This is a genomic window from Pseudobacillus sp. FSL P4-0506 (genome assembly GCF_038003025.1).
In the GTDB taxonomy this organism is placed as follows: domain Bacteria; phylum Bacillota; class Bacilli; order Bacillales; family Domibacillaceae; genus Pseudobacillus.
In genome coordinates, this window is record NZ_JBBOOI010000002.1 from 159,918 (window position 1) to 186,871 (window position 26,954).

General features: G+C 36.6%; 24 protein-coding genes and 3 pseudogenes. 7 read left to right on the forward strand and 20 right to left on the reverse strand.

Going from position 1 to position 26,954, the window contains the following annotated elements; all coding sequences use genetic code 11:
* Positions 1 to 328 precede the first annotated feature (328 nt).
* The 3 genes from MKZ02_RS22710 to MKZ02_RS22720 form a co-directional block, all read right to left on the reverse strand.
* Positions 329 to 1,399: a replication initiator protein A gene (locus tag MKZ02_RS22710; RefSeq protein WP_340856731.1), complete on the reverse strand. Its 1,071-nt coding sequence runs from the start codon at positions 1,397 to 1,399 to the stop codon at positions 329 to 331.
* A 431-nt stretch (positions 1,400 to 1,830) separates the two neighbouring features.
* The gene (locus MKZ02_RS22715) at positions 1,831 to 2,052 is read right to left on the reverse strand and encodes a hypothetical protein (protein ID WP_340856733.1); all 222 of its coding nucleotides are present in this window, start codon (positions 2,050 to 2,052) and stop codon (positions 1,831 to 1,833) included.
* Positions 2,049 to 2,828 carry a ParA family protein gene (locus tag MKZ02_RS22720; protein WP_340856734.1) on the reverse strand — a complete coding sequence of 260 codons (780 nt, stop codon included), beginning with the start codon at positions 2,826 to 2,828 and terminating at the stop codon, positions 2,049 to 2,051. Before MKZ02_RS22720 ends, MKZ02_RS22715 begins: the two co-directional genes overlap by 4 nt.
* A gap of 439 nt (positions 2,829 to 3,267) precedes the next feature.
* Here MKZ02_RS22720 and MKZ02_RS22725 point away from each other — a divergent pair.
* A pseudogene (locus tag MKZ02_RS22725) lies at positions 3,268 to 4,405 on the forward strand (IS3 family transposase).
* Positions 4,406 to 4,630: 225 nt separating this feature from the next.
* On the opposite strand, the gene MKZ02_RS22730 reads toward MKZ02_RS22725, so the two are convergent.
* Together MKZ02_RS22730 and MKZ02_RS22735 are read right to left on the reverse strand one after the other, a co-directional pair.
* Positions 4,631 to 5,437, reverse strand: a complete 807-nt coding sequence (locus MKZ02_RS22730; RefSeq protein WP_340856735.1) for an aminoglycoside adenylyltransferase domain-containing protein — start codon at positions 5,435 to 5,437, stop codon at positions 4,631 to 4,633.
* A gap of 340 nt (positions 5,438 to 5,777) precedes the next feature.
* Positions 5,778 to 7,136, reverse strand: coding sequence for an IS1182 family transposase (locus MKZ02_RS22735; RefSeq protein ID WP_340853644.1), 1,359 nt, complete (start codon positions 7,134 to 7,136; stop codon positions 5,778 to 5,780).
* Between the two features lie 542 nt (positions 7,137 to 7,678).
* Between MKZ02_RS22735 and MKZ02_RS22740 the strand changes: the two genes are divergently transcribed.
* Positions 7,679 to 8,629, forward strand: coding sequence for a nucleoside hydrolase (locus tag MKZ02_RS22740; protein ID WP_340856737.1), 951 nt, complete (start codon positions 7,679 to 7,681; stop codon positions 8,627 to 8,629).
* Positions 8,630 to 8,901: 272 nt separating this feature from the next.
* Entirely contained in the window at positions 8,902 to 9,588 is a 687-nt protein-coding gene (locus MKZ02_RS22745; RefSeq protein WP_340856933.1) for a YjjG family noncanonical pyrimidine nucleotidase, read from the forward strand.
* A gap of 292 nt (positions 9,589 to 9,880) precedes the next feature.
* Here MKZ02_RS22745 and MKZ02_RS22750 read toward each other — a convergent pair whose 3' ends face one another.
* From MKZ02_RS22750 to MKZ02_RS22770, 5 genes are all read right to left on the reverse strand, one after another.
* The gene (locus MKZ02_RS22750) at positions 9,881 to 10,942 is read right to left on the reverse strand and encodes a suppressor of fused domain protein (protein ID WP_340856739.1); all 1,062 of its coding nucleotides are present in this window, start codon (positions 10,940 to 10,942) and stop codon (positions 9,881 to 9,883) included.
* 136 nt (positions 10,943 to 11,078) lie between these two features.
* A complete protein-coding gene (locus MKZ02_RS22755) occupies positions 11,079 to 11,684 on the reverse strand; it encodes an ABC-2 transporter permease (RefSeq protein ID WP_340856740.1) in 606 nt (201 codons plus the stop codon).
* Positions 11,677 to 12,543, reverse strand: coding sequence for an ABC transporter ATP-binding protein (locus MKZ02_RS22760; protein ID WP_340856741.1), 867 nt, complete (start codon positions 12,541 to 12,543; stop codon positions 11,677 to 11,679). Before MKZ02_RS22760 ends, MKZ02_RS22755 begins: the two co-directional genes overlap by 8 nt.
* A gap of 5 nt (positions 12,544 to 12,548) precedes the next feature.
* Positions 12,549 to 12,920 carry a GntR family transcriptional regulator gene (locus MKZ02_RS22765; protein ID WP_120038450.1) on the reverse strand — a complete coding sequence of 124 codons (372 nt, stop codon included), beginning with the start codon at positions 12,918 to 12,920 and terminating at the stop codon, positions 12,549 to 12,551.
* A gap of 15 nt (positions 12,921 to 12,935) precedes the next feature.
* Positions 12,936 to 13,241 (reverse strand): YfzA family protein, encoded by a 306-nt coding sequence (locus tag MKZ02_RS22770; protein ID WP_340856743.1) that lies wholly within the window; start codon positions 13,239 to 13,241, stop codon positions 12,936 to 12,938.
* 642 nt (positions 13,242 to 13,883) lie between these two features.
* On the opposite strand from MKZ02_RS22770, the gene MKZ02_RS22775 reads away from it, so the two are divergent.
* From MKZ02_RS22775 to MKZ02_RS22785, 3 genes and pseudogenes are all read left to right on the forward strand, one after another.
* Entirely contained in the window at positions 13,884 to 14,825 is a 942-nt protein-coding gene (locus MKZ02_RS22775) for an ATP-binding protein (protein ID WP_340856744.1), read from the forward strand.
* A gap of 12 nt (positions 14,826 to 14,837) precedes the next feature.
* Positions 14,838 to 16,580 (forward strand): tetratricopeptide repeat protein, encoded by a 1,743-nt coding sequence (locus MKZ02_RS22780; protein WP_340856746.1) that lies wholly within the window; start codon positions 14,838 to 14,840, stop codon positions 16,578 to 16,580.
* A gap of 88 nt (positions 16,581 to 16,668) precedes the next feature.
* A pseudogene (locus MKZ02_RS22785) lies at positions 16,669 to 16,866 on the forward strand (IS4 family transposase); the annotation flags it as partial.
* Between the two features lie 119 nt (positions 16,867 to 16,985).
* On the opposite strand, the gene blaI reads toward MKZ02_RS22785, so the two are convergent.
* Together blaI and MKZ02_RS22795 are read right to left on the reverse strand one after the other, a co-directional pair.
* Entirely contained in the window at positions 16,986 to 17,381 is a 396-nt protein-coding gene (blaI, locus tag MKZ02_RS22790) for a penicillinase repressor BlaI (RefSeq protein WP_340856747.1), read from the reverse strand.
* Between the two features lie 61 nt (positions 17,382 to 17,442).
* Positions 17,443 to 19,215, reverse strand: coding sequence for a BlaR1 family beta-lactam sensor/signal transducer (locus MKZ02_RS22795; RefSeq protein ID WP_340856748.1), 1,773 nt, complete (start codon positions 19,213 to 19,215; stop codon positions 17,443 to 17,445).
* Positions 19,216 to 19,773: 558 nt separating this feature from the next.
* Here MKZ02_RS22795 and bla point away from each other — a divergent pair.
* On the forward strand, positions 19,774 to 20,673 hold the full coding sequence (bla, locus tag MKZ02_RS22800; RefSeq protein ID WP_445324347.1) for a class A beta-lactamase: 900 nt from the start codon (positions 19,774 to 19,776) through the stop codon (positions 20,671 to 20,673).
* 696 nt (positions 20,674 to 21,369) lie between these two features.
* On the opposite strand, the gene MKZ02_RS22805 is transcribed toward bla, so the two are convergent.
* From MKZ02_RS22805 to MKZ02_RS24035, 8 genes and pseudogenes are all read right to left on the reverse strand, one after another.
* Positions 21,370 to 21,852 (reverse strand): hypothetical protein, encoded by a 483-nt coding sequence (locus MKZ02_RS22805; RefSeq protein ID WP_340856752.1) that lies wholly within the window; start codon positions 21,850 to 21,852, stop codon positions 21,370 to 21,372.
* Between the two features lie 173 nt (positions 21,853 to 22,025).
* Positions 22,026 to 22,220 (reverse strand): hypothetical protein, encoded by a 195-nt coding sequence (locus MKZ02_RS22810; RefSeq protein ID WP_340856753.1) that lies wholly within the window; start codon positions 22,218 to 22,220, stop codon positions 22,026 to 22,028.
* A 9-nt stretch (positions 22,221 to 22,229) separates the two neighbouring features.
* On the reverse strand, positions 22,230 to 22,793 hold the full coding sequence (locus tag MKZ02_RS22815; protein WP_340856754.1) for a hypothetical protein: 564 nt from the start codon (positions 22,791 to 22,793) through the stop codon (positions 22,230 to 22,232).
* Between the two features lie 406 nt (positions 22,794 to 23,199).
* The gene (locus MKZ02_RS22820; protein ID WP_340856756.1) at positions 23,200 to 24,165 is read right to left on the reverse strand and encodes a hypothetical protein; all 966 of its coding nucleotides are present in this window, start codon (positions 24,163 to 24,165) and stop codon (positions 23,200 to 23,202) included.
* 181 nt (positions 24,166 to 24,346) lie between these two features.
* Positions 24,347 to 24,910: a methyltransferase family protein gene (locus MKZ02_RS22825; RefSeq protein ID WP_340856757.1), complete on the reverse strand. Its 564-nt coding sequence runs from the start codon at positions 24,908 to 24,910 to the stop codon at positions 24,347 to 24,349.
* 148 nt (positions 24,911 to 25,058) lie between these two features.
* Positions 25,059 to 25,322: a DinB/UmuC family translesion DNA polymerase gene (locus tag MKZ02_RS22830; RefSeq protein ID WP_340856935.1), complete on the reverse strand. Its 264-nt coding sequence runs from the start codon at positions 25,320 to 25,322 to the stop codon at positions 25,059 to 25,061.
* Positions 25,323 to 25,633: 311 nt separating this feature from the next.
* Positions 25,634 to 26,056, reverse strand: a complete 423-nt coding sequence (locus MKZ02_RS22835; protein ID WP_340856758.1) for an RND transporter — start codon at positions 26,054 to 26,056, stop codon at positions 25,634 to 25,636.
* Positions 26,057 to 26,248: 192 nt separating this feature from the next.
* A pseudogene (locus MKZ02_RS24035) lies at positions 26,249 to 26,700 on the reverse strand (DUF4279 domain-containing protein).
* Between the last annotated feature and the right edge of the window lie 254 nt (positions 26,701 to 26,954).

The window sequence follows — 26,954 nt, forward strand, 5'->3', positions numbered from 1 at the left end:
TCTCCTATTAAGAAAACTCTCCGCACCAGCATGTGGCTTTTTCTCTTATACACAATAAAAATAATAGGTTCGCTCAAATATCCTGTCTCTTCATTGTACTCAACGCTAAATTTCTCCAGAGATTAAAAAAATCGCTCTTTTATCTAAATTACCCCGATTCTAACATTTGATTGATATCAATTCAATTTTTTTTAGATTTTAATCAACAAAAAATGAGATTTTTCTTCATCAGCCATCATTTTAACATAACCTTACAATTGGATAGAAGACAGGAAAAGAGGTGTTTTCCCTGAAAAACGGAAATTATGTTTTTTTACACAATACAGGACTATTCTTCTACTCTCGATTCAGAATTTATATATTCATCAAGCAATAAATCTGGTATATGTTTGCTTTTTAAATGTTCACAGACATATTCACTGAACGAATTGGATTCTTTTAGAATCTCAAAAAATGTTTTTTTAAGTGACATAAAAAGATAGCTATCTGCTTTTTCGATTGATTCATCTTTTGTCATCTTTCTGATGCAATAAATGAGTGAATTTATGATTTGATTCGCCACTTCCCCGTTTTCTAATGTGACTAAGAAAGTTGTGGACTCGATTTTTTTCAGTAATGCCGTGTCTCCTGTTTCTTCAGCTAAACGATAATATTGATCTCGGTATTCTTTTTCAGCAGAACTTTTGGCTCTCTTTAAAATTCCATACCAGGATTCAACCTGATCTATATTTTCCGCAAATTTAACAATTAGTTCTGGAATCCGTTTATCAATACCAATTGTATTATTTGCTAAAAAAGCTTGTTTAAATAATTGATCCTGTTCCTGTTCAGTAAATCTTAAAGGACTATCTTTTGAAAAATTACTAATGTTCATATCTTTATATGTATCATTGGTATCTATATTTAAAGAGTTATTAAGATCAGTATTGATAGACTCTAAGTTTTGGACTTCTTGAACTTCATTTTTTGTAGTTCCTTGTGATTCTTGATTTTGACTGCCATTTAATGATGTTGAATTTTCTAGTTTATCAATAGCATAAATATCATTTCTAGTAACCTCAGGTTTAAGCAGGTAGAGAAGATTACATTTGTTCAGTCCTTGACGTTTTTGTTCAAGTAATTTAGCTTTAACCAATTCTTTTTTTATTTTGATGACAGTAGCTTCACTTTTGATATTTAAAATATCCATAAGATCTTTGTTATTGTAAACAAAATAGATATTCCCTTGATCATCAATCCAATTGTTTTTCTTGGACAGATTAAAACGATCATGTAAAACACTCCAAGCTATTTTTGCATCATTTGACAAAGATTTATAGTTATCATTTGTGAAAAGAACTTTAGGTAATTGATAATATTTCAATCTGTATTCTTCTAAAATATTATACTTTTCAGCCATAAAAAATATCCTCCTATATCTCTGCCGGTGCTATAAACAGAGAAAGACAAAAAAGAGAACAAAAACTAGTGGTTTTACTTTAACCCCATAAGAAAATGTGGTACAATTAATACGTATAAAAACGTGTTAAAAATAAGAAGTATCTCTTTTTGAATTTCTCTGCATGGTTACTCATTTGTTTGAACTGTTTGGCGACCGGACAAACAAATGAAGGGAGTAGGGATTTTATTTTTTTAACAAACAAATAAAGAATTTGTGAACTTTGTTTGTTTGTATTTGTAATCTAACAAAATATGAAGATTATAACATCATATATCAAAACTTACTATTGTTCTACAAAAATCACAATCAAACACACAATTACACATGTGTAATTGTGTAAAACTATGATGAAAAAGAAGTAATAATTTGCTTATTACTTCTTTTTTGTTTCACTGTCCTCTTTCTCTTTTTAGTAGCTCAACTGCCTCTGCTACGATCTGAACAATACTTTTATCTTCATGAAAAGCAAGCGCTCTAAGTTCTTTATAGTCTTCCTCATAAATACGAATGGTTTTATGTGCGGCTTTCGACTGTGCCTTTTCAAAGGGGTTTTTTCTCTGTGCTGAATATTTACTTGTATCTATATCCTCAAATCTTGGCTTTTCGCTCATTCTGCTTCAATCCTTTCTAAGAATTCATTTACTACTTTTTGATACATATTTAAGACATCTATATCATGCATATCTTCATCAGTAATACCGTTTTTACTAAACTTTTTGATTCGTTCTCTTTTCATAATACAATTTTTGAAAAGATAATGTTGGAACAGTTCTTTGGCTTCTTCAATAACTTCATTATCTACTTTGCCTCTTTTATCAACTAGGTATGGAACTACCCCTAATAGTTTAACTGCTGGATTATATTCTTTAAGAATTTTCATGTTCTCATAAGATTGTGCTGCCGCTTTAAGAGACTGTTGATGTGTCTGCATAATAACAACGATGTAATCGGAAGCTACAATAGCATTGTTTGTAAATTCACTAATTGTCGGAGGCACATCAATGATAACATAATTATAATTTTTTTTAATCTGGCGTAAAAGAAAATCGAGAAAATAAAACTGCTTTGTTTTATCTTGTGTTAAGGAGTACAAGTGCATCGGGAAACCAGCTAAATCAATTTCACTTGGCAGTATATCGAGTGTAGGAGTAATATTTACAACTGCTTTTGATAAGTCTTGTTCCTCGATAGCCTCAAAAAGACTCGTCTTTAATTTATCTTTGACACCAAATGTTTTAAATAAAATTTCTGTTGCATTATATTGTGGGTCAAAGTCAACTAATAAAACCTTCTTTCCTGACTTTTGTAAGAGATAAGAGGATAAAACGCTAGCAGTGGTTTTTCCCACTCCACCTTTAAAGTTTGCAAATGTAATTGTTTTAGTCATGATTCTCGCTCCTTTTTATTAGTATAAATTTGATTACACATATACACAAGAGGAGAAGTGTAATCCAAAAGTAAAAAAATATGTATTATCTAAGGGATAACTTATTTGTTATTTCTTTTTATTTGATAAATAAATTATAATACATTTACACATCAATTCAAGTGTAAATGTGTAAAAACAAAGAACAAGGTTCATTCATTTTCAAAACTTGTTCTTACTGTGGATTTAAAATAAAAATTTGATCAATTTGAGACTAATAACCTTGGTAAACAAAGAAAAGGAAAGAGCTTGTTTTGAAGAAAGTTTGATCATTTCTATAATCCTTATTTAATTAAAGGCCCGATTCTTGAAAGTCGTTATGAAAAGTTTGGAGTTAGTATAGTTTCATGGACACAGTTTAATTAAGTCCTTACAATTATTTTGAGAGGAGGTGTCCGAATTGGAACGTAAGCCTGCAGGCAAAAAATATAATGATGACTTTAAGAAAACTATTGTGGATTTATATCATTCCGGCAGCTCAGTTAAAGAATTAAGCAGCGAATATGGCGTATCAGAAGTAACGATATAAATGGGTGAAAGACTTTACCCCCATCAGTTCGGAGAAAGAGGCCCTAACACCGAAAGAGTTAGCGGATATTCAGAAAGAAAACCTTCGGCTAAAACAGGAAGTAGAAATCTTAAAAAAGGCTATGGTCATATTCACGAAAAAGTAACCGAAGCAGAGCTTAATGATTTTATTGAGGAACACAAAGATCAATACCCTATCCAGAAAATGTGCGAAGTACTGGCCGTGCCAAGAAGTAGCTACTATGATTCTCTTGAAAAAACGACGTCAAAGCGTGCAATAGAAAATCGGGAACTCACGAAGGAAATCCAACGGATTCACCTGGAAAGTAAGGCTCGTTACGGCGCTCCAAAAATTCATAAAACCTTATTAAACAGAGGTTTTTTCCTAAGCCTAAAGCGCGTCCAGCGCCTAATGAAAAAGGCCGACATCCGTTCGATTATCAAGAAGAAGTATCGTCCCTATCCCTCAAAGGAAAAGGTTGTGCAGCTGGACAATCTTTTAAAGCGAGACTTCTCTACCTGCACAATCAATGAAAAATGGGTGGCGGATATTACCTATATCCCTACGGCAAGAGATGGCTGGTGCTATTTGGCCTCTGTATTGGATCTTCACTCGAAAAAAATCATTGGCTATTCTTTTTCTCGTTCTATGACATCCGACTTGGTGATCGAAGCACTTCAAAATGCCTGTTTTTCTCAAAAGCCCCGAAAGGGCTTAATTCTTCATACCGATCTTGGCTCACAATATACCAGCAGTAAGTTTACTCTGCATGTCCAAAAACAAGGAATCAAGCAATCTTTCAGCCAGAAATGATAATGCCTGTATAGAGTCATTTCACGCTATATTAAAGAAAGAAGAAGTTTATCATACGCAATACACGGACTATCCAGCTGCAAAGCTGGCCATATTTCAGTTTATAGAAGGCCGGTATAACCGAAAGAGAATTCACAGCAGTATTGACTATCAAACACCTCAAGCTATTGAGGAACAAATTAGAAAAACAGCCTAAGACTTAACTTTTTTGTGTCCAAATTATTGACTCAAATCCAACCTCATAAACTAATATTCTATGATAAATAAAAAGAATCCATTTTGAAAAAAGATTGATCGAAATCAATTCTTTTCCAACATATTGAGGTTAGTTTTTGTAAAACGGTTTAATCATTCTCTAACAGTATTTCTCTACAATCGTTCTTTTTTTCTTGAGGAAGCATTTACATAATGATTAGATGTTCTACATCCTATTACAATAATTAAGTATGTAGTCCATACATTGCAGGGCGTCATTAATCCGACGTTTCTTAGAATTATAGTAACGTACTCCTAACCCTTCTTGAATACTTATCGCTTCCCTAATAATGTTATGCCATCTGTCTGGCATATAATTAATTGCATATTTGCCTGCATCTACTTTTGAAATGATTTCATGTTCTTTAAGTGTATAGAATTGGCGTAGCATCCCCGTAATAGACCATTGCAATTCCTGATCTAAAATTTTGTTTGGTAATAGAAGTGCCATTTTTTTGAATCTTTTCATGGTATTTATTCGATTTAACCAATAGGTATTCATATTGTTTAGTACATAAGTAGTCAGATCATTTTCTTTAACGTCAAAGTGAAATGAAGTGATATCAGGACCTATCACACTGATGCCCTTGTTTTTCAGAATCCACCAAGTGACCGGGTTAATCTCATGATTGCTCCATCCTACTTTTCCTTCGTTTACATATAAACATTTTTTAGTTTCAGTTTGCTTCTTACCTATGTCTTCCCAAAGAAGATAGCATCCGTCCATTCCTGTTTTTTTATATTTGTTGGTTAAACTTCGGTGAGTATTAGATAGAATTTTTATCTCTGCTTCAGTTAATTGACGGTTAACAATTGCAATGAAATCAATATCACTAGAACCATGAATATAAGCATTAAGAGCAATGGAACCATGTAAATATAATCCTTCAAAGGTATTAGGAATTCGTTCATAAAACAAGGAAATATACTCATTTAAAATATTTTGAACTGGTGTGGGAACTCTTTGATCCATAAAAATAGCTCCTCTTTATTAGACTTTAATACGAGTTATTTCCCCCTCTTTTTTACTCGCATATTTCTTCCACTCACTGTAAAAAACACCCCTTTAGACGATCGTACCTAAAGAGGCAAAGCAGTGCAAATTTTTTATAAACTGTATGGCTTTATTCAGAACATCGCGACCTCATTTCAAATCTACAGTACCGAGTATAGAACAAAAAATCCTGTATACCAATACAGGATTCAGTTTGTCGACAAAAGGGGTTCGGAATAGTCTTATTCCGAACCCCTTTTGATTTTTCGGTAGTTTTAAAGCCATTCGAGAGAAAGATAGACCTCTCCGAGGTCATCATTTAAGCCATTTCTGGTTCTCGCCAAGTCCAGCTGGCCATTTTCTTGAGATTCATGGCAGCGAAAGTAAGCATCGCTTGCATCGACAATTTTTTAAGTCCCCTTAACGTTGTCCAACGCATGCCATGCTTTTCTTTTGCATCTGCGAATACACGCTCAATCGTTTCTTTTCGCTCCGCATAAATCGCTTTAACTTCTTCGTGGTGGCGAAGATGGTCGGCCTCTTCCATATATTTCTGCCAAATATGGCGTGTCACCACTTTTTGATGATTTCTGCTTTCCATGCATTTAGCTAAAAAAGGGCAGGAGGTACAAATCTGTTTGGGTGATCTGTATTCACGATAGCCTTCCTTATTCGTCGTTGAGTAATTCAATACTTCCCCTGTCGGACAAAGGTAACAGTCAAAATGTTCATCGTACACATAGTCATGCTTTCTGAAGAAGCCCTCTTTTGTGCGCGGCCGTGTATAAGGCAAAGCAGGTGTCATGCCGTTTTCCATTAAATAACTGGCAATGGCAGGTGTTTTGTAAGCTCCGTCTGCACCAACAGCTTTAGGTTTTCCTACCTTTTCTATCACTTTCTCCATTAACGGCTCTAAGATTTGGCTGTCATGTGTGTTGCCTGGTGTGACCATTGTGCCAATTACGAATCCCTTACGGTCTGCGGCCGCGTGAAAGGAATAGGCAAATTGTTTGGTTCGTTCGTCTTTAACGTAGTAGCCACTGTCCGGATCGGTTGTACTTTCCTTGATTTCTTTCGTTTCTTCTTTATCGAACTTATCTGGCGGGAACGGCTTTTTTCCATGATCCTCTCGGTCCTGATTAATCTCTTCTTGGAGGCGTTCCTGATACGCGCGTGTTTCTTTGCGAACCATTTTCTTTTCAAATTTACGCTTATTCGCGCTAGCTTTTACATGAGTGGAATCCACAAAAACGTGCTCCGCACTAATGAGCTTTTTCTCGGCAGCTATTTTTAAGATACGATAGAAGATCTGTTCAAACAGGTCGGTATCTTTAAAGCGACGCTCGTAGTTCTTACCGAAGGTAGAGAAATGCGGCACTTTATCATGGAATCCATAACCGAGAAACCAGCGGTAGGCCATATTCGTTTCCACTTCCTCGATCGTCTTGCGCATGGATCGAATGCCAAAGGCATATTGGATAAATGTTAGTTTAATTAAAATAATTGGATCAATGCTTGGGCGGCCCACTTCCGCATACAATCCTTCCACCAAGTCATAAATAAAAGAGAAATCCATCGCTGCCTCCATTTTACGGACCAGGTGATTCTCTGGTACAAGCTGGTCTAGAGCGATCATTTCTATTTGATTCCGTTGGATTGGATTGTTTTTCGAAAGCATCTTTCTCACCTCAAGTGTTTGATCTATTTATTTTAAAACAGGTATGGTTGTACGGCTACTCTAACTTTGTAACCCCTGTTGATTGAAATGGATGGCGCAAAGACTCCTGCGGGATCAGCGGGACAGGTGAGACCCCGCAGGCGCTTTCGCGGCGAGGAGGCTCACCGCCCGCCCCGCGGAAAGCGAAGCGCCTGGAATGGAAATCAACAGCCCCCATTCACAAGCAAAATAAAAAGGACTGTAGACAAACTCTAGAATTTCATTGAGTTTGTCTACAGTCTGAATCCTGTATACCAATACAGGATTTTTAATCAAACTCTCTTGAAAACTATCAATCTTTTTTATAAAACTACAGCCCTCTTTCTCCATGCCATTTTTGTATAGCAATAATCACGTTGTTTAACTTTTAATAAAAAGAATTAAGACTACGTCTAATCATTCCATCCTAAAAAAGAACATATACTAAGCTATGTTCCTTTAATAGGAATAATTGTAAAACAATCCCTCTATCCCTTTAAAGTAAACCTGCAAAGGATGGTTATATGAGAAAAAAGGTTTTATTGTTTGGAGATGTAGGCATTGACGATACGGTTGCCCTTTTATATGGTTATTTTAATGAACAAATTGATATCGTGGGCGTTGTGGCTGATTATGGGAACACCTCTCGTGATCAAACTGTACGAAACATTCATTATTTGATCCGGCTGTTTAACATTCCTGATGTTAAAGTGATTGCAGGAGCGAAAAAGCCCATGACAGGAGAAGAACCAGTTTTTTTTCCGGAAATCCACGGTGTCTACGGCCTAGGACCGATTAAACCAGCTCCCATACAGGGACTGGAAGGGTCAATTATTGAAAACTTTCATGAGATTATTAACTTAGTTGACCAATATAAAAAAGAATTGACCATTGTCAATATCGGCCGCCTTACTTCTTTAGCTATGTTGTTTATTTCACACAGTGGATTGATGGAGAAAGTAAAGGAATTTTATATCATGGGAGGAGCTTTTTTTGTTCCAGGGAACGTGACTGCTGTGTCGGAAGCCAATTTTTATGGGGATCCAATGGCCGCACAGATCGTTTTGCAACATGCGAAAAATGTAACGATTATACCCTTGGATATCACAGAAAAAGCCATCGTCACACCAGAGATGGTAGATTACATTTATGCAAAAGGAAAGGCAAAAATTCTTAAACCCTTGCTCGATTATTATTATCAATTTTATAAAAAGCGCAATCCAGCCATTAAAGGGAGCCCTGTTCATGATGCTATCACATTAATGGCCATCATTCACAATGATTGGTTCAGCTTTAGAACTTTGCCTGTCCATGTTGTGACGGCAGAAGGAATTTCGCGGGGGCAAGCTATTGCGGACATACGTCCTTGGAAGACATTCGATGAAAACGAACATAAACATCGTATTGCTTTTTATCTCAGTTATCAACGATTCTTTTCCGACTTTATGACCATCATGACAGATGAACAATTTTAAAGCTAAATGCGTCAACATAACTTGAGTGGGGAAGCCTGGCTAATAAAGTGAACACCTTGTACAGAGAACCTGGGCTAACTATTGTACATCATGGCAACGAATAAAGATTCATTAAGAAATACCTTTCAGTCTTTATCTAACAGCCATTCAAAACTTTATTTTGCAAATGCGCTCTATATACTTCAATAAACAATAATGATTTGTGAGAAGAGGTGTATAGGAAGCAGATAATTTTTAAGCAGCCTTAACTGAATGAGAAAGTAGTGGATAAAATGAAAAATTACGATATTATATTTTTTGATATAGATGACACACTTTTTGATTTTACTAAATCGGAGCAAGAGGCTTTTAGTAAAGTCTTTGATAAATATAATTTATTAAATAGCTTAAAGCTATACGAAAAGAGTTACCAAGAAATTAGTAAAGTATTGTGGAAAGATGTAGAAAGTGGAAAAATGAGCCTTATTGAACTAGGTTCAGAGAGATTTAGAAGATTATTTCTAGAACATGAACTTGAAATTGATGCTTTTGTATTTAATCAAGATTATTTGGGATTTCTTGAAGAACAAACGCATCTCGTCCAAGGAGCCGAAAAAGTCATAAGGGGTCTCTCTCATAAACGCTTAGCCGTTATTACGAACGGCTACACTGATGTACAAACATCAAGGATTCATCATTCCCCGTTAGAAGGTGCATTTGAACATATTATTATCTCTGAATCCACTGGATTCCAAAAACCGCAAACAGGTATTTTCGATTATGCTTTTAATAGGCTACAGATTACAGAAAGAGCCAACGTACTAATTGTGGGCGACTCGTTGACTTCTGATATTCAAGGTGGAATGAACTATGGTATTGATACTTGTTGGTTCAATTCTCAGTACAAGGAAAATAATACAACTTTAACACCTACTTACGAAATAAATAAATTAGAAAGCCTGTTAGAGATTATAAAATAAGTGTATAACGTCTTTGATGGTAGCATTCACATTTCCTTCACGTTGTAAATCCGTATTTTTTCTGATGCCACATTCCTTATTTAAGAATTGGGCCCGTTTGTAGAAAAAGAAAAAATCCTGCCTATCAACTCAGGGGTTTTAGTTAAGCTTTTTATAAACACCGTGCTTTATTTCAAATCTAAAAAATGCAACATCGACGAACGAAAGAGCCCCTATGAGGGAGCTCTTTTATTTACATGCTAATCCTTTTGATTATACTCTTTAATTATCAAACTTTCTCTCGAAACCACGTCTACCCGATCGTTTCAACGACATGTCCCTCTGAATCTTTTACATCTGTTTTCACAATTTCAAAGACAACCGATTCTAAAGAAGGGATGGAAAACTTTTTTACACAAGGTTGAAGCTGCTCTGTTAATTCTTTCATGGCCTTTTCGTTTAACATAATCTCCATGTAACCTTCTTTTTCCGTTACTTGTGGCTGATCTCCGAATAAAAAAACAACTTTCGCTTCATTACTTACTAATCTAAGCGGTTCTTTTTTCACCGCACGCCCCTGAAGTACCTTCCCAATAGTATTCGCTTGCTTAGCTCCAAATGTTACGGTAGCAGGCAATCTCTTGAACAATTTTTTTTGAGCAGGCTTCCATGTGATTTGTTCGTTAAAAAGAAAGCCAGTATTTGATCCGTCTGTTTTACTTCCTTTTTGAATAGCGTCATTTACCTTTGCGTCATGAAGAAAGGATGTACGCGATAGATCGGTAATATAATAGGGCATATGATTGGCACAGGCCTTTAAGACACCAAGTGTGTTCCATATTTGCATGGCTTCCAATTCATCCGCTGTAATTCCCACAACTTGAATAAACTCGACCTTCCCATTCAGCGTATCCATACTAGACAGTTCAGGATCGTTCGTAAATGCAAGTGCTGTTAAAGCTGTATTTGATTCAAGGCAGATGGGGCCATTGGCATCCATGTAATCACCTTTTTTAAATACATTTCCACTTCCAAATATATATCTGGCGAGATTTTGTAAAAGGTTCAGTGCCCAGTTTGGCGGTTCTGTTTCATGATCCGCCTTTGCTAGCCTGAACGTTAATTCAAATCCAAAGCCGCTGTTTTCAGGATCTTCTGTTTCTTTTTCGTAGAGCTCTGAAAATCCATAGGTCACAAAATGCCAATGCTCAATAGGTTCTTTTGCCACATATACACTGATCCCATCTAAAGGGTCATTCCCACCGAGCATATAGGAAATCAACGTTCCAAAATGTTTAGGCTCTTGTTCTCCATATAAATCCTTCATTGCTTGATCAATTGCATCCCAACCAGCTTTATTTTCTTCTTCGTTCATCATATCCTCCCCAAATCCACTAAACATTGAAACTATTCTACAGCAAGTTATTACCAATGTCTAACAGACGAACCATTAATGAAACCGTTCTCTCTTGTTTGGCCTATACATCTTGAGATGAGCGAATGATATCATTTTAAAATGCTTTCCGCTGATAAATAACAGTGGTAATCCCCCAAGAAGCAGCATAGAGTGTCAGGATAGCCACTGCCGCTCCTGTATATAAAGCCGATCTGGATAAATTGAGGATAAAATCAGTTATCACTGTCAAACGTTCAGCTATAAACAATACAATATGCGGACCTACCCCTGCTATAACGATAAAGCTAATAAGTACGACCGTTGTAATATAGCCCGGTTTGAAAATATGAAATAATGGGAAGGTAAACGAAGCGAATAATAAAAATAAGCCGCTGCCGATCGCCATATCAGTCATCGTAAACGATTTATTTAATACAAATAATGCTAGACTTGTCACACCAATAGCTAAAACCATATAAATAATGGCACCAAAATAGCGTGATGCGATAATTTCCTTACGTGTATAAGGTAGGGAATTTAACAAAATATTTGTCTCTGCTTTTTCATCATAGGCATACGTATTAAAAGGAATAAAAATACTGGCCACTAGAAAAATCAAAGCCGGATGTGAGTCCATGAAAATAAAAAATACAATAAAAGGAATAAAGATCAATAGCTGTCGTTTCTGTAGGATGACATCACGTTTGATTAAATTAAGCATAGCTTTTTCTTCCTTTCAAGTAATACATAATATCCTCTAGAGACGCTCGTTCAATGACAACCGAATTTCCAAAGATATCTTTGACTTCTTTAATATCATCGGTTAATGCTTCAAATCCTGTTGGTGCGCGATGAATGTGAACAAAAGCTTTTTCTGTGTCTCTATCTAAAAGATCCATTCCTCCTCTAACGAGCGCATAGTTTTCAGCTACATCGTGGATGGATTGATTAAATACGACTTCTCCACTCTGTATAAAAGCAATATAATCTGCGATACGATCTAAATCTGTTGTAATATGCGTAGAGAAGAAAATGGTACGCTGACCATCAATCATTAATTCCTGTAACAACTCCAACAGCTCCCGTCTAAAAATGGGATCTAAGCCTGCTGTCGGCTCATCCATAATAATCAGCTCTGCATGATGCGATAAGGCTATCGCCAATGACGCCTTCATTTGCATCCCTTTTGAGAAAGTTTTTATCGCTTTATTAAGCGGTAATTCGAATTGCTCGATATATTGATAAAATAGTGTATCATTCCAATGTTTGTAAGCTGGCGCCACAATGCGTTTTATATCTTTTAAATTCAGCCCTTCAAAAAATACGTTGCCATCATATACGAACCCAATCCGCTCCTTGATCGCCTTCTCATGTGTCGTGTAGTCTAAACCGAAAATCTTCACCTCCCCGTCATCGGGCTTTAATAGATTCATCATCATTTTGATCGTTGTCGATTTACCCGCTCCATTTGCTCCAATGAATCCCGTTACAAAGCCTTGCTTCACTTGTAAATTAATATTTTTTACAGAAAAATCTTTGAATCTTTTCGTGACATTCTTTAGTTCAACCACATTTCCCATCCGTTTCACTCCTCATATAAAATCTTCAATAATTGCTGCAATTCATCAAGTGACAGTCCAATTTCTCTACTATTCGTTATCACCGCACTTAGCTGCTCCTCAATGACCTTCAGTTTCTTCTCTCTGATAACCTCTAAATTTTGTTCTGCAACAAAAGAGCCTTTTCCAACAATAGAATAAATAAAGCCCGCCTTCTCCAATTCCTCATAGGCTCGTTTCGTTGTAATCACACTAATTTGCAAATCCTTTGCAAGCTGGCGTATGGAAGGCAATGCTGTCCCCTCTTGTAACTCACCTGCTAAAATAGACGATTTAATTTGATTCGTAATTTGCTCATAAATCGGCTCCTTTGAACTGTTGGAAATAATTATTTGCATGCCAATCCCTCTTCTTTACTTTTTTGAAAACATACTTGAAATAAGGTCTTGTACGGCCTGAATCATTATAGCTATAACGTGAATGGTCATGAACATATTAAAAAACGGGATGGAATAAGGAGTAATCCATTCTGTAAATAATCTCGATCCTAAAATTCCTCTCGCTATTCTGGCAAATAAATGGCCACTATCATTTATATTTGGCTCCAGGAAAGTGCCATCAATAGCGACAAAGAGCAATTGAACCATTAAAAATAGTCCAATGGTGATCATCCAGCGTCTTGCTCGATTCATAGGAAGTGTTTTTTCTACGCCTGACATTGAAGTCTTCTCCTCTCACGTTTTAACATCCTGAGTCTTTACTAAACGATCCTTAAATAGATGATAAGGGTAGCTGGCTGTTACCCTTTCAGTGATTGTCATTGAAGAGCGATTTACATATGATCATTCAAATCTTTATATATTGTATATACACTATATATACAATATATACACACATCCATCATCATGCAACCATTTTATTTGAAACGCAGGAGATTCCTCCCAGTATGCTTGAAACGATAGAACAAAAAACTGTCACAACCACATTCACCACACCCTAAAGAAACCATTTTGAAAAAAGATTGATCAAAATGATTTCTTATCCAACGAGCTTATTCTGATTTTATAAAAAGGTTGGCCCTGTATTGCTCGGCAATTGTGCCCTTTTGCGGAGAATTCACTTATAGGATTCTTATGATTAACCGTACTATTAAAATCATTTTTCCTCTTCATTAAAATATTAGCTAAGCGCGGATCTGATCCGATTTTCTAGAACATTAAGACTTTTATAATATTGAAAAATAGGCATTTAGTGACTTATGATGAATAAGGTGCTTTATTGGTAATACCTTCTAGTAAGATTTTTCATACTTTTAGACAAAGATTTTTCAATCTGTAAAGTCCTTGACTGGGGGAATCAAAATGAATCAGGAAAATCAACAGGACAAATTAAAAGTGATTTCGTTTGATAAGGAACAAAATAAAATTGTGGAGTTAGATCAGAAGCGCGAAACGTTTGAGGATGTAGGCGGTTTAGAAGAAGTGAAGAAAAAAATAAAAATGGATTTTATCCTGCCGATTCAATCGCCGGATATTTTTAAAGCCTTTGGAAAGGAAATAGGGGGCGGCTTACTCTTTTACGGCCCGCCTGGATGTGGAAAAACCTTTTTGGCTCGAGCGGTAGCGGGTGAAATTAATGCTCGTTTTATCCATTTAGACCTGCAGTCCATTCTTTCAAAGTGGACGGGTGAGGCAGAACAAAATTTGCATGAGTTTTTTGAAGATGCTCGAAGAAGAACCCCCTGCGTATTGTTTATTGATGAATTAGATGCCCTCGGAGGGAACCGGCAAAAAATGTCTGCCCATCATGAACGGATGCTGGTCAATCAATTGTTAATTGAACTTGACGGCTCGGTTTCAGATAATGAAGGAATTTATGTCATTGGTGCTACCAATACCCCATGGTATCTGGATCCGGCACTAAGACGTCCTGGCCGATTTAATTCGTTGATTTTTCTGCCGCCGCCGGAATTAGAAGAGCGGAAAGCCATTTTAACGATTAAGACGAAAGGAAAACCACAGCAAGGCCTGCAATTGGATCTAGTGGCAAAATATACTGAACATTTTTCTGGTGCAGATTTAGAATACCTAGTGAAAGACGCGATTGATTCAGCCATTGCTAGATCATTTGAAACAGGAGAAATTCAGCCTTTAACCAATCAAGATTTATTGTCTGCGATGGAAAAACGGCAGCCAACGACGCTTGAATGGTTTGCAACAGCCAAAAGTTATGCCACGTTCAGTGATGCTAATCAAGAATATAAAGATGTGCTGGACTATATTTATAAAAACAATTTGAAATAAAGGATGAAATAAATGGAAGAATCATTTATTAGCAAAGTGAACCTCATTAAGTCTTACATCCAGAATGGGGAAATTGATCAATCAAGAGAGCAGGCTAGAGAGGTTATTCGAAAACAGCCAGAAGATTATCCTGGCTATTTATTAATGGCCTATCATTACTATACGTTAAAGCAGCCTGATGATGTGGTGGTTTGGATAAACGAAGCACTTCGTAGAGCACCTGAAGATGAGGAAGTGCTTACGCTAGCGGTATTGATGTACGATGATCTCCGAATAGAGGAATCAAAGCGGAAAGAATTGATAGAAACAGGCCTCCGTCTCTACCCTCAGAGTCATTATCTGCACTCTCAATATGCCCGTCTCTCTTCTATTACACAGGAGCAAGGATTAGCTGCCCTTCAAGAGGCAATCAGGCTCCATCCTCAGAATGATGATTATTTAAAGGATTATAGTATGGCCATGTTTAATCTTGGCAATTGGAAGGAATCAGAAAAATATGAGCAGCTAGCATTGCAAGCAAATCCGGAAAATAGCAAAAATTTGCTGGATTTTGCCTGGGCCGCCTACGAGAGAAAAAAATATAAAAAGGCCCAAATGCTGATTGAAGAAGCAATGAGACTTGAACCTAATGATCCAACCATTCGAGAATATTATAAAAAAATCTATCCTACCAAAAATGTCTTCATTCGCGCAAAACGAGAAATGATGCTGACTCTACAAAAAATATGGATTGCTCCTGTTCAATTAATTGTGAAACTTTCAAAAGATAAAATATCGTTAAGATTATTAGCAGTGATTGTATTGCTTTTAGAATTAGCCGGATCTTACGCTCTTTTAGGGAATAACTTATTTATTATCATGGGTGCTTTTTTTCTGGTCCTGTTTATATGTTCAAAAATAGCAAAATCGATATTAATAAAGGCCGGATTTACTGAATCGGAAGAAGCGGCAATGCAGAAAAAAACAAAAGCTACGCAAAAAACGGCATTAAAGGAAATGAGAAAAGAGCTGGAAAAAAATCAAGAGCAGCCTGTTCAAACGCAAGCTGCCTTGTCATCCAATGAGTTAGAAGTAAAATTATCGCAAATTTGGGGTTCTGCAGACATTGGCGCCATTAAGGAGAAAACAGTGATGAAAGATGCTGTACTGCAGCCTGAGCCCGCTATTCAAAAAAAGGAGACAACGATGGATTGGCCAAAGGAATATAGGAAGTGGCCAGCCTATTGTTTAATGTTAGGGATTGTTCTAAGCTTTATGATACGATTTATTCCAGCGATGATCGACGATTATAATCGTCCTGAACCTGTATCACCAGAAATGAAAGAATCCATTACTATGGTACAAGAACAGCAAAAGCAAGACAAGGACATGGCGATTATCAAGGAAAATACGCCTGCTGTCACTCATTTTACGCAAAGTTTAAAAGATGGCAGCCTAATAGATACTATGGAACAATTTGTTGCCAAAGATTATGAACCAGCACTACAGGAAAATATCAATCATCCACTTCTAAAACAATTAGCCAACGCTAAAATAGACAAAGTAAGCAATCAAAAATTAGGCTTAGCTATTTCTTACTTTTTGTTGATCAATGAGGAAGAGAACGTTCAGGCCATTGTCCAAGCGGCAGGAGGACAAATTACACATCTTTACTCGGAAACTTGGAGCCAATCAACCAAAGAGAAAGAAAATTACCAGAAATTGATGAACCAAATCGAAGTAGAGGGTAAAGATTTTAAAGAAACCGTAGAATAGCCCTAGCGTTGCATTCACTTAATCACGCTATTCAAGACAATTAAAATGTTCAATTTTATTAGTTTGTACAAACAAAAAGTCCTTTATAATGGATAAGATTATGTGCACCACTTCATTTGGACAATGGTTTTCACCCACAAATCTGAAAGTTTTTGTGGGTGAAAACATGGAAATTAGATTCCTATGCCAAAAAAATTAACGATAAATCATTCTTAAAATTACTGCTTTTTGTGCAGCTACATAAAACCTCCATTTCCTAAGTGATTGTCTTTTCGATCCTCGTCTTCTGCCCCCCTATTATCAAATATAGAGGAGCTGTAACACATGGTAACCCTCCTCTTTCTCCTACTACAAACTATAATGGACATTCAGTGATCAAATGTTATGATTTCAACTACCTGCAATTCACTTTTTGGTTCTCTTTTTGTTAGGCTTTTCGTCCAAAATGGAACGTAATTCTTTAATGTCCGTTTCTGACAAGGAATCCTCTTGGATAAACTGAACTAGCATCGACTTTAACGCTCCACCATAAATTCGCTTAACAAAAGACTGTGCCTCGGCGCGCTGACATTCATCTTGCGAATAAAGTGGAAAAAAGGTATAGACCCTCTGATCTTTATTGACACCTATCACTTTCTTGTGAACGAGACGATCCAAAAGAGTACGCACAGTTTTCGGCTTCCAATCCGTTTTTTCCTGCAAGACAGATATAACATCATTGGCCGTTTGCGGAGCCTTTTTCCACAGAACATTCATTACTTCCCATTCTGACTCTGAAATATTGGGGATTTCCTTCGCCAACCTTACCCTCCTCCTTCTTTTAGATGACATACAACATGCTTCAACTTATTCTGCTGTTTCCCTAATAGATTCCTTTATCTCTCAAAATTGATAACGTTATTTTCGCTGCCTTGCTTCCATAACTATTATCTTCATTTTGTATATTTGTTGCAAAGAAATAAGTATTATCCTTGGTCTCTACATATCCAATGAACCAACCGTTTATATTTTTGCCATTAACATTGCCAGTCCCCGTTTTCCCGGAGAGCTGGGAATCGTTGTATGCCTCTAATATAAGGGCATCTTTCACGGTTTGGATATTCTTATTCTCAAAACCAAATTGATTTGTATAAAATGCTGATAGCAATTGTACCTGTTCAATGGGAGAAATCTTTAATGAAGATTCCAACCAATAATCTGATCCACCAGAAAGATCAGAATTTCCATAGCCTATCTGTTCGAGATAAGCCTTGATGGTGTCTTGCGGGATTCTTTGGTTTAACTCCTGAAAATACCAGGTGACTGAATTTCTCATAGCACTTGATAGGTTTTGATCCGCATTCCAAGATTCATAAGGATATTTTGTTCCATTCCATTTCATAATGGAATTGTCCTTTGTTATTACATCTGACTCTAGTCCAATTAACGCGCTATAAATCTTGTAAGTAGAATTCGGGGAAATTCTCAGCGTGCTTTTATCTTTATTATATATACTATATTGATTAGCTTTCGTATCGTATAATACAAAGCTTCCATCATATCCAACAAAATAATCGCTCAAATCCTCGTAAAACGCGCGATCATTAGTAAAATCATAGCGATCATTAGTAGTGGCCATTGCAGAAATGAAGGGGATCTGACTTGCTACAAATACACCTATAACGGTAAAGATTGAAATACTTTTCAGCTTCATCCACTTCGACTCAATTGTAAAGGATGCGATTTTTTCAATCCGTTTTTTTATCTGCTCCTTGGAACCATTAAACTGATTGGCCCAAGCCAAGTCTTTTGAGTGTGATGCTAGATCTGCAAAATTAATAATCGCATTCCCATAATCTGCATGACAATGCTCATCTAAAGATTTTAAAACAGCCATATCGCAAGCTATTTCACGATCCATTCTCATGTTTTTAAAAGCAATCCATACAAGCGGATGAAACCAATACAAAATTTGATACATGATAATGAGATAATTCGTTGCTATATCTTTGTATTTATAGTGATGCAGTTCATGCATAAAAATGTATTCGATGTCTTTTCTGGACAACCATTCGTCGAGACGTACCGGCAGCACAACATAGGTCTTAAATAGACCGAATGTCATTGGAGATTTGACGAGTGGTGATTCTCCTACTATTAAAGGTTTAGATATATTTAAATCCTGCTTGCATCGTTCAAATAAGTGTAAAATGGCTTTGTTGTTCAAGACGGTTATCGTATTTTTTATTTTCTTTAATTTAAACCAGGCATGGAGGAAAAGGACTGCCATAACTAACATGCCTGCAATCCAAATACTTGTTAAAACAGCATTCAAGAATGTCAAATTAAGATGATTGACAGATACCGTAAAGTCCTCTATCCAATTTGTATTACTAAGCGCAGAACCTTCAGTGGCATGGATAGAAGCGTTACCAACTCTATTGCCGTGATTGATATTGAATAAATTAAAATGATTTTCAAAATGAATCCATTGCTTCGGTATAAATGGAAGCGTTAATGCGATTAATAATAAAAACCATAGGTTGTATTGCCATTTTGCTGAAAGTTGATCAGAGAATAATTTCCTAATAAGCAAAATAACTACTATAGTCATAGATGACACAATAAAACTTGTGACTAAATGGCTGAAGAACATATCTCCTTACCTCCATTTTCCGAAGTATCACTGTAATCCTTTACACTCCCCTGATCCCTTCCAAGAATTTCAATTGCCTTTATTGTGATTTATTCCATAAAAATGGACATCAATTTGTTTCTTATCCATTTGCAATTTTATCACATCTTTGAAGCACTCAAGTTTAGCACTTCATTATCTATTTATCAATTTTCAGTATAAAGTGTTAAAACACATAATCTTAGAGAATCATGGCCTTTAGGATCTTTTCCTGAAAGAGTGAGAAACTTTTTTAGTTTAAAGAGATTGACTTCTGTAGACTACAAATGTAATATTTGATTACAGATGTAGTCCAATATTGATTAAGGGAGGCATAGATTGGATATTTCGTGACTACTCAGTGATTTTAAATTAGCGCTATAAGTAAACAGCCAGCCAATCAATGTTCTTTAGTAGCCAATCAGTGAAAACAGGACTCGCTTCATTATGGCTAGTCCAAAGAAGCCCGTTACATTTTGAATAGATAAAAACTAGAAAGAGGTTATGGATTTGAAAAACACACATAGACACAAATTTAGCATGCGTCATTTTACACAGCTCATGTTGTTGCTGGCAGTGATTATACTCACTGCTTGCGTGGATAAAGACCATTCGACTGAGGCCCCATCTAAAGAGGAAAATGAAGTAGGACAAAGAGCAAATATAGACGAAAAGCTTGCCCAGCTTGAGAACGAGTTTGATGCTCGGATTGGTGTCTATGCGATTGATACGGGCACGAACCAGACGATCGAATATCGACCAGAAGAGCGTTTCGCCTTTGCCTCTACTTACAAAGCTTTAGCCGCAGCCCTCTTGCTGCAGCAAAATTCTTTGGAAGAGCTTAAAGAAGTTATCACCTACACCAAGGATGATTTAGTTCCTTATTCTCCGATTACAGAGAAACATATAGATACCGGGATGACCCTTTTGGAATTAAGTGAGGCGGCAGTTCGATTCAGTGACAATACTGCGGGGAACCTCTTATTTGAGGCATTGGGAGGTCCTAAAGGATTTGAACAAGCCTTAAGACAAATAGGTGATAACGTTACCCAGGCGGATCGCTTTGAACCAGATTTAAATACATTTACTCCAGGAAATACTCGTGACACTAGTACACCGAAAGCTCTTGCCACTAGTCTACAGGCATTTGCAATCGGCGACTTGCTTTCGGGTGAGAAGCGTGAACAGTTCGCAGATTTGCTGCAAGGGAATGCTACAGGCGATAAACTGATTCGTGCGGGGGCGCCTGAAGGCTGGAAAGTCGGTGATAAGAGTGGAGCTGGAAGTTACGGAACGAGAAATGACATTGCAGTTGTTTGGCCACCAGACAGGGAACCCATCGTTATGGCCATTATGTCTCGTCATGATACGGAGGATGCCAAATATGACGATGCGCTGATTGCGCAGGCTGCCGAGGTCACACTTAACGCCCTAAAGTGAACGCAGTAAATTAGGCAGGTTAAGTAATTTTGGATACTTATTGTCCTAAAAAGATTGGATCCATTTAAGGTACCTTCGAAAGACGATGCTGTTATAATAATTAAAAAAACCAAATGGTAGCAACACCTAATTCGTAAAAAGTTATAACGAAGCAAAGGGTGATCCCTATTAGTCATAACGAATAGGGATCACCCTTTTAATTCCTGTTCCACAATCGCGCCCGGTTGTGGAAGATTGCTATTAGAGTAAAGCACCTATAAGTAGGTATGTTAACGGCTTTGCTAAATTTTCCATGATTAAACAACAACATAAAAACGTCACTCTTTTTTATAGATTATACAAATTAATAAAAATCGTTGGTAAACTAAAAAACACTATACTCAATTAATACCAGCAACATTACTAAGACTTTTACGTTAGTGAATTCACTAAAAAATGCGATCCCTTGAAAAATGAAGAAAGCAGATGTGTCTACTGATAATAAAGTTATTGAATTTTGTTTTAAAAGATACGAGCCTTGCTACATTTTATTGTAGCAAGGCTCATTAAAGTTGTTTAATTTCTATTCATATAAATGTGTTTATATTTAAACATGAATAATAAAGTTGTTTAATTCTTCTTTAACTAAAGCACCCGTTAGCTTAATAAGATTTCACAACTGGAACATTAATTCGTCTTGAAAATGCACCAATTAAATCAATATAAGTCTATGAAAAATGGATAACTAAATTCCGTTCTATATTGAATAATAACTTCAATTGGTGCCTCATTATTCTCTTCTGTACTCAAAGCATCTTCCTCTTTAACTAACCCTTCGTACCAGATTTGGTTTTTACTGTTCTTCTTTAACTCTTCTGTACCTTCGAAATATATTTCAAAGTCTTTTGATTTATAATGTTCAAAAATTGCTTTTTCGCTCAATTTAGTTAATATTCTTATGTTTACAACAACAGTTGGATAACCTCCGCTCCCCCACGGACCGCCTCCATAGAGAACTCCATAATCAAAATCTTGTTCTATCACTTCTGTTTTTTCAGGTAACTCAAAGTCCAATAGTCTGTTTGCATATTTCTTAGCATGAACATATTCCTGTCCAACAAAAACATAAAACAAAAATAATATGCATATCGCTACAAAGACAAACGGAACAGTTATTAATACTTTTACGCCGCGTTTCACTAAAAACACCACCTGTTTCCTTAAAGAACCTGCCCCATTAGTCGAATAAAGAAAAAGGGCTTGCATCAGCCACCCCATCTTTAACATAAGCACCCGTTAGTCAAATAAGAAATAGATAACTTTATTGTATTCGTTAGAAAAAGTATGCCGTAAAAGATGCCGCTACAGGGATTTTAATAGTAGTAAGGTAGCAAATCTATCATCGTAAAGTAATCACCTTTAGGCACATCTGTACGATAACTGTAATCTTCGGTTTGTAGATCTACTTCTATCATAAATATCTTCTCATTCGGATTGACACCAGAAAGTGCTACATAAATCCCATCATCCCTTGCAACAGCTGTACGCCCATAGTACGACTTAAGCATATCTGGTTCCTATCCTTCTTCTTTTTTTATAGAAATAACTGTATTTCCGAATTTAATTAAACCTTTATTCTTTAAGTAAATTGGCTTTATCTTATTTTCACTAAGGCTATTGGTGTCGGTGTTAGAAATCGATTCTGTAGAAGAATGAATTCTCTTATAAATGAAAGAGAACTTTTTCTCGTACAATTTAGCCTCAAAGATACGATTCTCATATCTGTTATCTGGATCTTCTAGAAATCCTCCTGAAATGCCTAAAATATATCTATCATCATTCTCTATTAAACTAAGATCTCCATACTCCAGGCTTTGAGAAAATACCGAGAAGAATATTAACCCGATAAAAAGGAAAGAGGAAAGAAATAGAAGCAATTGAATTATTGTCCTTTCTCCTAATAAAAGAGAAGAGACAACAAAAAAAGGTACTAATAATAGAAAGTCAAGCCAAGCAAGAGATTGGTAAAGGTTCTCTTTATAAAAAAATAAATAGTCCTGAGAAGAACTAATCATTATAACTCTAATAACGAAATATGAAAGCAATACAAAGAAGGAAATTTGCAGCCACTTCTTTTTCATCAATAACACTCCTTTACCGGATTACATTGTATTTTAATAAAATAAATAAGATTAAACCGAAGATAAATACATTTATTCATACAAGGCTGGTTCTAATTTGCTGTTGGTTTGGAATAAAGTTTGATCAAAAATATCCCTCAAACCCGTATTTTAAATTAAATAATAAGAACCCGTTTTGAAAAAGATTGATCAAAACGGGCTAATTCCTTGCTAGCTACTATACAATTTTTATAAAAAAGTTTGATCATTTTTTTAGCTATATCTTCCGCAATAGCGCCATTTAATCGAATAAACCACTAATTATTTTAGCTCTCGAAAATCTTCGATTGTAAAGTACACTACCTCTTCTCCACGCAAAATGAGCTTTTGCACAACACCAGTAGTCCGTAGCTCTGTGTAATCAACTTCAGTTGGACTCATCTTGAAGGGCTCGACGGCGTTCATGCAGCACCAGTAGGATAATCATCCCCATTATTACACCTAAGACGATGCCTGCCTGTGTGGTCAACAACCATGCTAATGGGTACTCTGGGGAGGGTGGTACACCGAGTCGAACTGAAGATAAGGCGGAATAGAGGTTGTTGGAGAACAAAGCTCCCGATGAAATCCATGCCGCTGCCATAGGGGGTAGAAACCACCTCGATCCACGGCGGGATGATACCACCAGTATGCCCCATGCACCAGCAAAGGACCACACGCCTGTACTCAATGACAGCAGGCGCCACCACACATCGCGTTCACCCATGGTTGCCGGGTCGATGCCGAAAGAGCCGCCAACCGCCCAAAACACCTTGATGACACCGAGCAGAAAGCAGCCGGCAGCGACGATCCTAGCCAAGATAATTTGCAGTTGTAAAGTATTGCCCGGCAACTCCTTGTAATCGGTTGTGCCACTCAGCGCTTCTGGCCAACGAGCCATTGCGTACCCCGCCAATGCAAGCGGCAGGAAAATGCCGATCCCGAAAAGTGAGATCATGACGAAGAGCTGCTCGTATACCCAGAAATTGGCAGCACCTGCTTCTTGATCCCGGATCATAGCTGCAGGGCCCAGAACCGGTGCAATCAGCAGCATCGGAACGAGCAAACCGGTACCAACCCAAATAGGTAGAGCAACCAACCACGCAGGTAGCCGCTCCCCCCATGGTCTGCAAAACGCCATTGCAAGAAGGATACCAATCGCAGCGAGAACCGCGGTTACTGCGTTTATAATGCGCCAGCTAGCGCCACCCATTTGCTCGGTTGGAAGGAAGAGACCAAAAGTCCATACGATTTTGATCAGGAGGTAAGGTGTTACTGCTATTGCGGCACCATAACCGCAAATTCTACGCAACCTCATCAATCTTGAGGCCTTCCTCTCTGCACTAATTGTCATCTTCTCATCTCCTCTACAAGGTTCTAACTCACTTTGTTTCATAATTATTTATTCACAACTATCCTAATGCCTTTAACTCTTTTAAACTTTCTTGTACAGCTTGTTGAGTGACAGTAAAGTTGTTTAAAAAATCAAATCTTTATGCCACAATCACGCCCTATTGCTTAATAAGATCGTTTAACTAAAGGTAACGACGAACTTTTTTACAGTATTGTTTATATTCTTCACCGTAAATCTTCATCAATGATTGTTCCTCAAGAAGTACTTGCCGATTAAAAAGCCAATAACCTACAATCAAATATAATAATAAAATCCAATTCGGGTAAATGAAAAATTCTCCTAATAAGACTAAACCAAAAGCAGTATATATCGGATTTCGACTTATGGCAAAAGCTCCAGTTGTAATTAAAGAACCTGGGTTATCTTCATCTATTCCCACCCTAAAGCTTTTCCCGAATGAAATTAAGCTGTATAGGAATAGTGAAAGACCGAGTAAGCATAAGACTACCCCGATCCAGCCAACGGATTCATTTCTAAACAGTTCTGTTCCCAAACGTGGTAGGTTAATGATATTGGAAAAAATCACATAAAATAATAGCACAGCAAATGGAGGTATAATGAAATCTCTTCTGTCCATTTCGCCAAATTTAAAGGCTTTAATGCCAAGTTTTTTTAATTGTATTGAACGAATGATTACCATCGTTATCAACAAAACTATTGTAATAACGGCAATAGATTCTTGCATACTGAACCACCCTTAGTTTACTATTTTTATCTTGTCCTCTTCGTTTCTCCTTTAAATCTTATTCCGTCAAATGGCCCGTTCGTTGAATATCATAACAGCTATTTTAGTTTTAAATGACTTTATTATGATTTAAACAACTTTATTATCATTACACAACATAAATTTGCCGGATCGGCTGTCCTCTCCAATATGTCTTAAACAGTTTTTCAAATTGAGTATTCAGGTCTTTCGTGCAGTTTGTCTGTCTAGACAGTTGCATTTGATGTTTAACTCCCCTTTCTTCAATGTCCTGAGCAAGAGTGACTTTTCCTGCTGCTACATGGGGCAAACGAAGTCTCATCGCTACTTCATCGACTATTTCATGAATCACAATCATAATCGCTCGTTCGTTATAATAAGCACGAATTATTATTTGACTTTTAGAAAATAGTTTTTGCGCAAAAGTGAGCTTTTACGAACGACATCTTATCCTTAAAGCGAAAGATTTGTTAAACGATGGTGTGGATTTTTGGGCAAACAAAAAGAACCCTGTCCCATAGAGTCCTTCTAGTATTCCTTCTTTAACTAAAGCCCCATTTACTTTAAGTACATATTTTCACAAACTTATAACAAGGATGCTGCCCCGCCACTATAATAAGAAAAGATAACTGTCCAGAAAAGACAGGTTCAGTAAACCTTGCCACCCAATAACTGATAAGGTTGTTTTTAAAACAATTCAAATGATTAACTTTTATTGATAGCCTTGCGACGTTGAATAAGAAAAGAAATTGAATAAGAAATTATTAAAATCATCCCTATTAGCAAAGCTATAATGAAGCCAAGCATACCCTGTACACCGACCCATCCAATCGTAAATGTAAGAAAAAATAATAAATAACAAAAACCAACCAGAATGATAGCAATAGGAACGTTAAACGGGAAGAAACTTTTCCAACCTACTGCTAAAAAAACGGAAATGCTCAGTATGGTGATCGAGATAATAATATGGAGTGTCCCCCAACGGAATCCCGCACGAGATTGTGCATCTTCACCAAAGGCAGGTGTATTGTATAAATCATATAGTGTGATAATTGCAGTAATAACCGCTGTCAATACAACTAGTATGAAAATACTCCAATTTATAGTGTTCAGGTTTTTATTTTTCATTTAATCTCCTTGACTCCCTCCCGAAATGTCCTACTGACCAAAAAGTAATTGATTCGTTTACTACAACTTCAACAGAAAAGGAACTTCTCCTTCTTCGAGAAAACTGCCCCGTTTGTCCAATAAGAACTTAAACAAAAAAGCGTTCACCCTTCTTAGATCAACGCCTCTGTTAGTTGAAGCATAATTGCTTTTTTAGTCCTCAAAATTTTCATCATAAGGGTTCGCATACAAATCTATATCAAATTCAGCTTTTATACTATTTGCAAATTCAATCTGTTCCTTATCAATATGCAAACCGGGTGTGTATCCACTTTCCATTATTACAACAATGGAAAAATGGCATTCCAATTCATACTCCATTTTCAACTGATTTATTAAAGCTGCTTTATTTTTTAACCGTCCTAAAATTTGGTCCATTTGCTCTTTCACATCAAAGGACTCTTGGTAGCCTGTGCTTAATTCCCAAGCTGTTTCTAATCGATAATGATTTTTGTGGAAGTAATGTTTTGATTAAGGGGCCTTACAATAACATCACCCTTTTTATAGGTTTTTGTAGGTTCAATTTCCAATGTTTCAGTCACATAATCAATTGAAAATTCATCTCCATACAATGTAAAGTAAACCATTACTTGAGTTTTATCCAAATTAAACTTTTCCCTCCGATAATTCTTACTTTCCATTTGTATAGTGATAATGTTCCTTATCTCACGAATGTATAACTCTCACAAACTCATAGGAATTACAAACAACGACCACATCGATACTAAAATACCTGACAGAAGAACAACAACGAAGAGAACCTTCACTCTGTTATCTTTTGCCTCCTTCTTAGCAATAGACATGATTATCATTGCTACCATCATAACGTAGAAGAACCAATTTAAATACGTTGACCACC

Bases quoted from the DNA above. Each gene is read 5' to 3' on its own strand.
- MKZ02_RS22710 (WP_340856731.1), bottom strand. From the start codon at position 1,399: ATGGCTGAAAAGTATAATATTTTAGAAGAATACAGATTGAAATATTAT.
- MKZ02_RS22715 (WP_340856733.1), bottom strand. From the start codon at position 2,052: ATGAGCGAAAAGCCAAGATTTGAGGATATAGATACAAGTAAATATTCA.
- MKZ02_RS22720 (WP_340856734.1), bottom strand. From the start codon at position 2,828: ATGACTAAAACAATTACATTTGCAAACTTTAAAGGTGGAGTGGGAAAA.
- MKZ02_RS22730 (WP_340856735.1), bottom strand. From the start codon at position 5,437: ATGGATCAAAGAGTTCCCACACCAGTTCAAAATATTTTAAATGAGTAT.
- MKZ02_RS22735 (WP_340853644.1), bottom strand. From the start codon at position 7,136: ATGCTTTCGAAAAACAATCCAATCCAACGGAATCAAATAGAAATGATC.
- MKZ02_RS22740 (WP_340856737.1), top strand. From the start codon at position 7,679: ATGAGAAAAAAGGTTTTATTGTTTGGAGATGTAGGCATTGACGATACG.
- MKZ02_RS22745 (WP_340856933.1), top strand. From the start codon at position 8,902: ATGAAAAATTACGATATTATATTTTTTGATATAGATGACACACTTTTT.
- MKZ02_RS22750 (WP_340856739.1), bottom strand. From the start codon at position 10,942: ATGAACGAAGAAGAAAATAAAGCTGGTTGGGATGCAATTGATCAAGCA.
- MKZ02_RS22755 (WP_340856740.1), bottom strand. From the start codon at position 11,684: ATGCTTAATTTAATCAAACGTGATGTCATCCTACAGAAACGACAGCTA.
- MKZ02_RS22760 (WP_340856741.1), bottom strand. From the start codon at position 12,543: ATGGGAAATGTGGTTGAACTAAAGAATGTCACGAAAAGATTCAAAGAT.
- MKZ02_RS22765 (WP_120038450.1), bottom strand. From the start codon at position 12,920: ATGCAAATAATTATTTCCAACAGTTCAAAGGAGCCGATTTATGAGCAA.
- MKZ02_RS22770 (WP_340856743.1), bottom strand. From the start codon at position 13,241: ATGTCAGGCGTAGAAAAAACACTTCCTATGAATCGAGCAAGACGCTGG.
- MKZ02_RS22775 (WP_340856744.1), top strand. From the start codon at position 13,884: ATGAATCAGGAAAATCAACAGGACAAATTAAAAGTGATTTCGTTTGAT.
- MKZ02_RS22780 (WP_340856746.1), top strand. From the start codon at position 14,838: ATGGAAGAATCATTTATTAGCAAAGTGAACCTCATTAAGTCTTACATC.
- MKZ02_RS22795 (WP_340856748.1), bottom strand. From the start codon at position 19,215: ATGTTCTTCAGCCATTTAGTCACAAGTTTTATTGTGTCATCTATGACT.
- bla (WP_445324347.1), top strand. From the start codon at position 19,774: ATGCGTCATTTTACACAGCTCATGTTGTTGCTGGCAGTGATTATACTC.
- MKZ02_RS22810 (WP_340856753.1), bottom strand. From the start codon at position 22,220: ATGCTTAAGTCGTACTATGGGCGTACAGCTGTTGCAAGGGATGATGGG.
- MKZ02_RS22815 (WP_340856754.1), bottom strand. From the start codon at position 22,793: ATGAAAAAGAAGTGGCTGCAAATTTCCTTCTTTGTATTGCTTTCATAT.
- MKZ02_RS22820 (WP_340856756.1), bottom strand. From the start codon at position 24,165: ATGACAATTAGTGCAGAGAGGAAGGCCTCAAGATTGATGAGGTTGCGT.
- MKZ02_RS22825 (WP_340856757.1), bottom strand. From the start codon at position 24,910: ATGCAAGAATCTATTGCCGTTATTACAATAGTTTTGTTGATAACGATG.
- MKZ02_RS22835 (WP_340856758.1), bottom strand. From the start codon at position 26,056: ATGAAAAATAAAAACCTGAACACTATAAATTGGAGTATTTTCATACTA.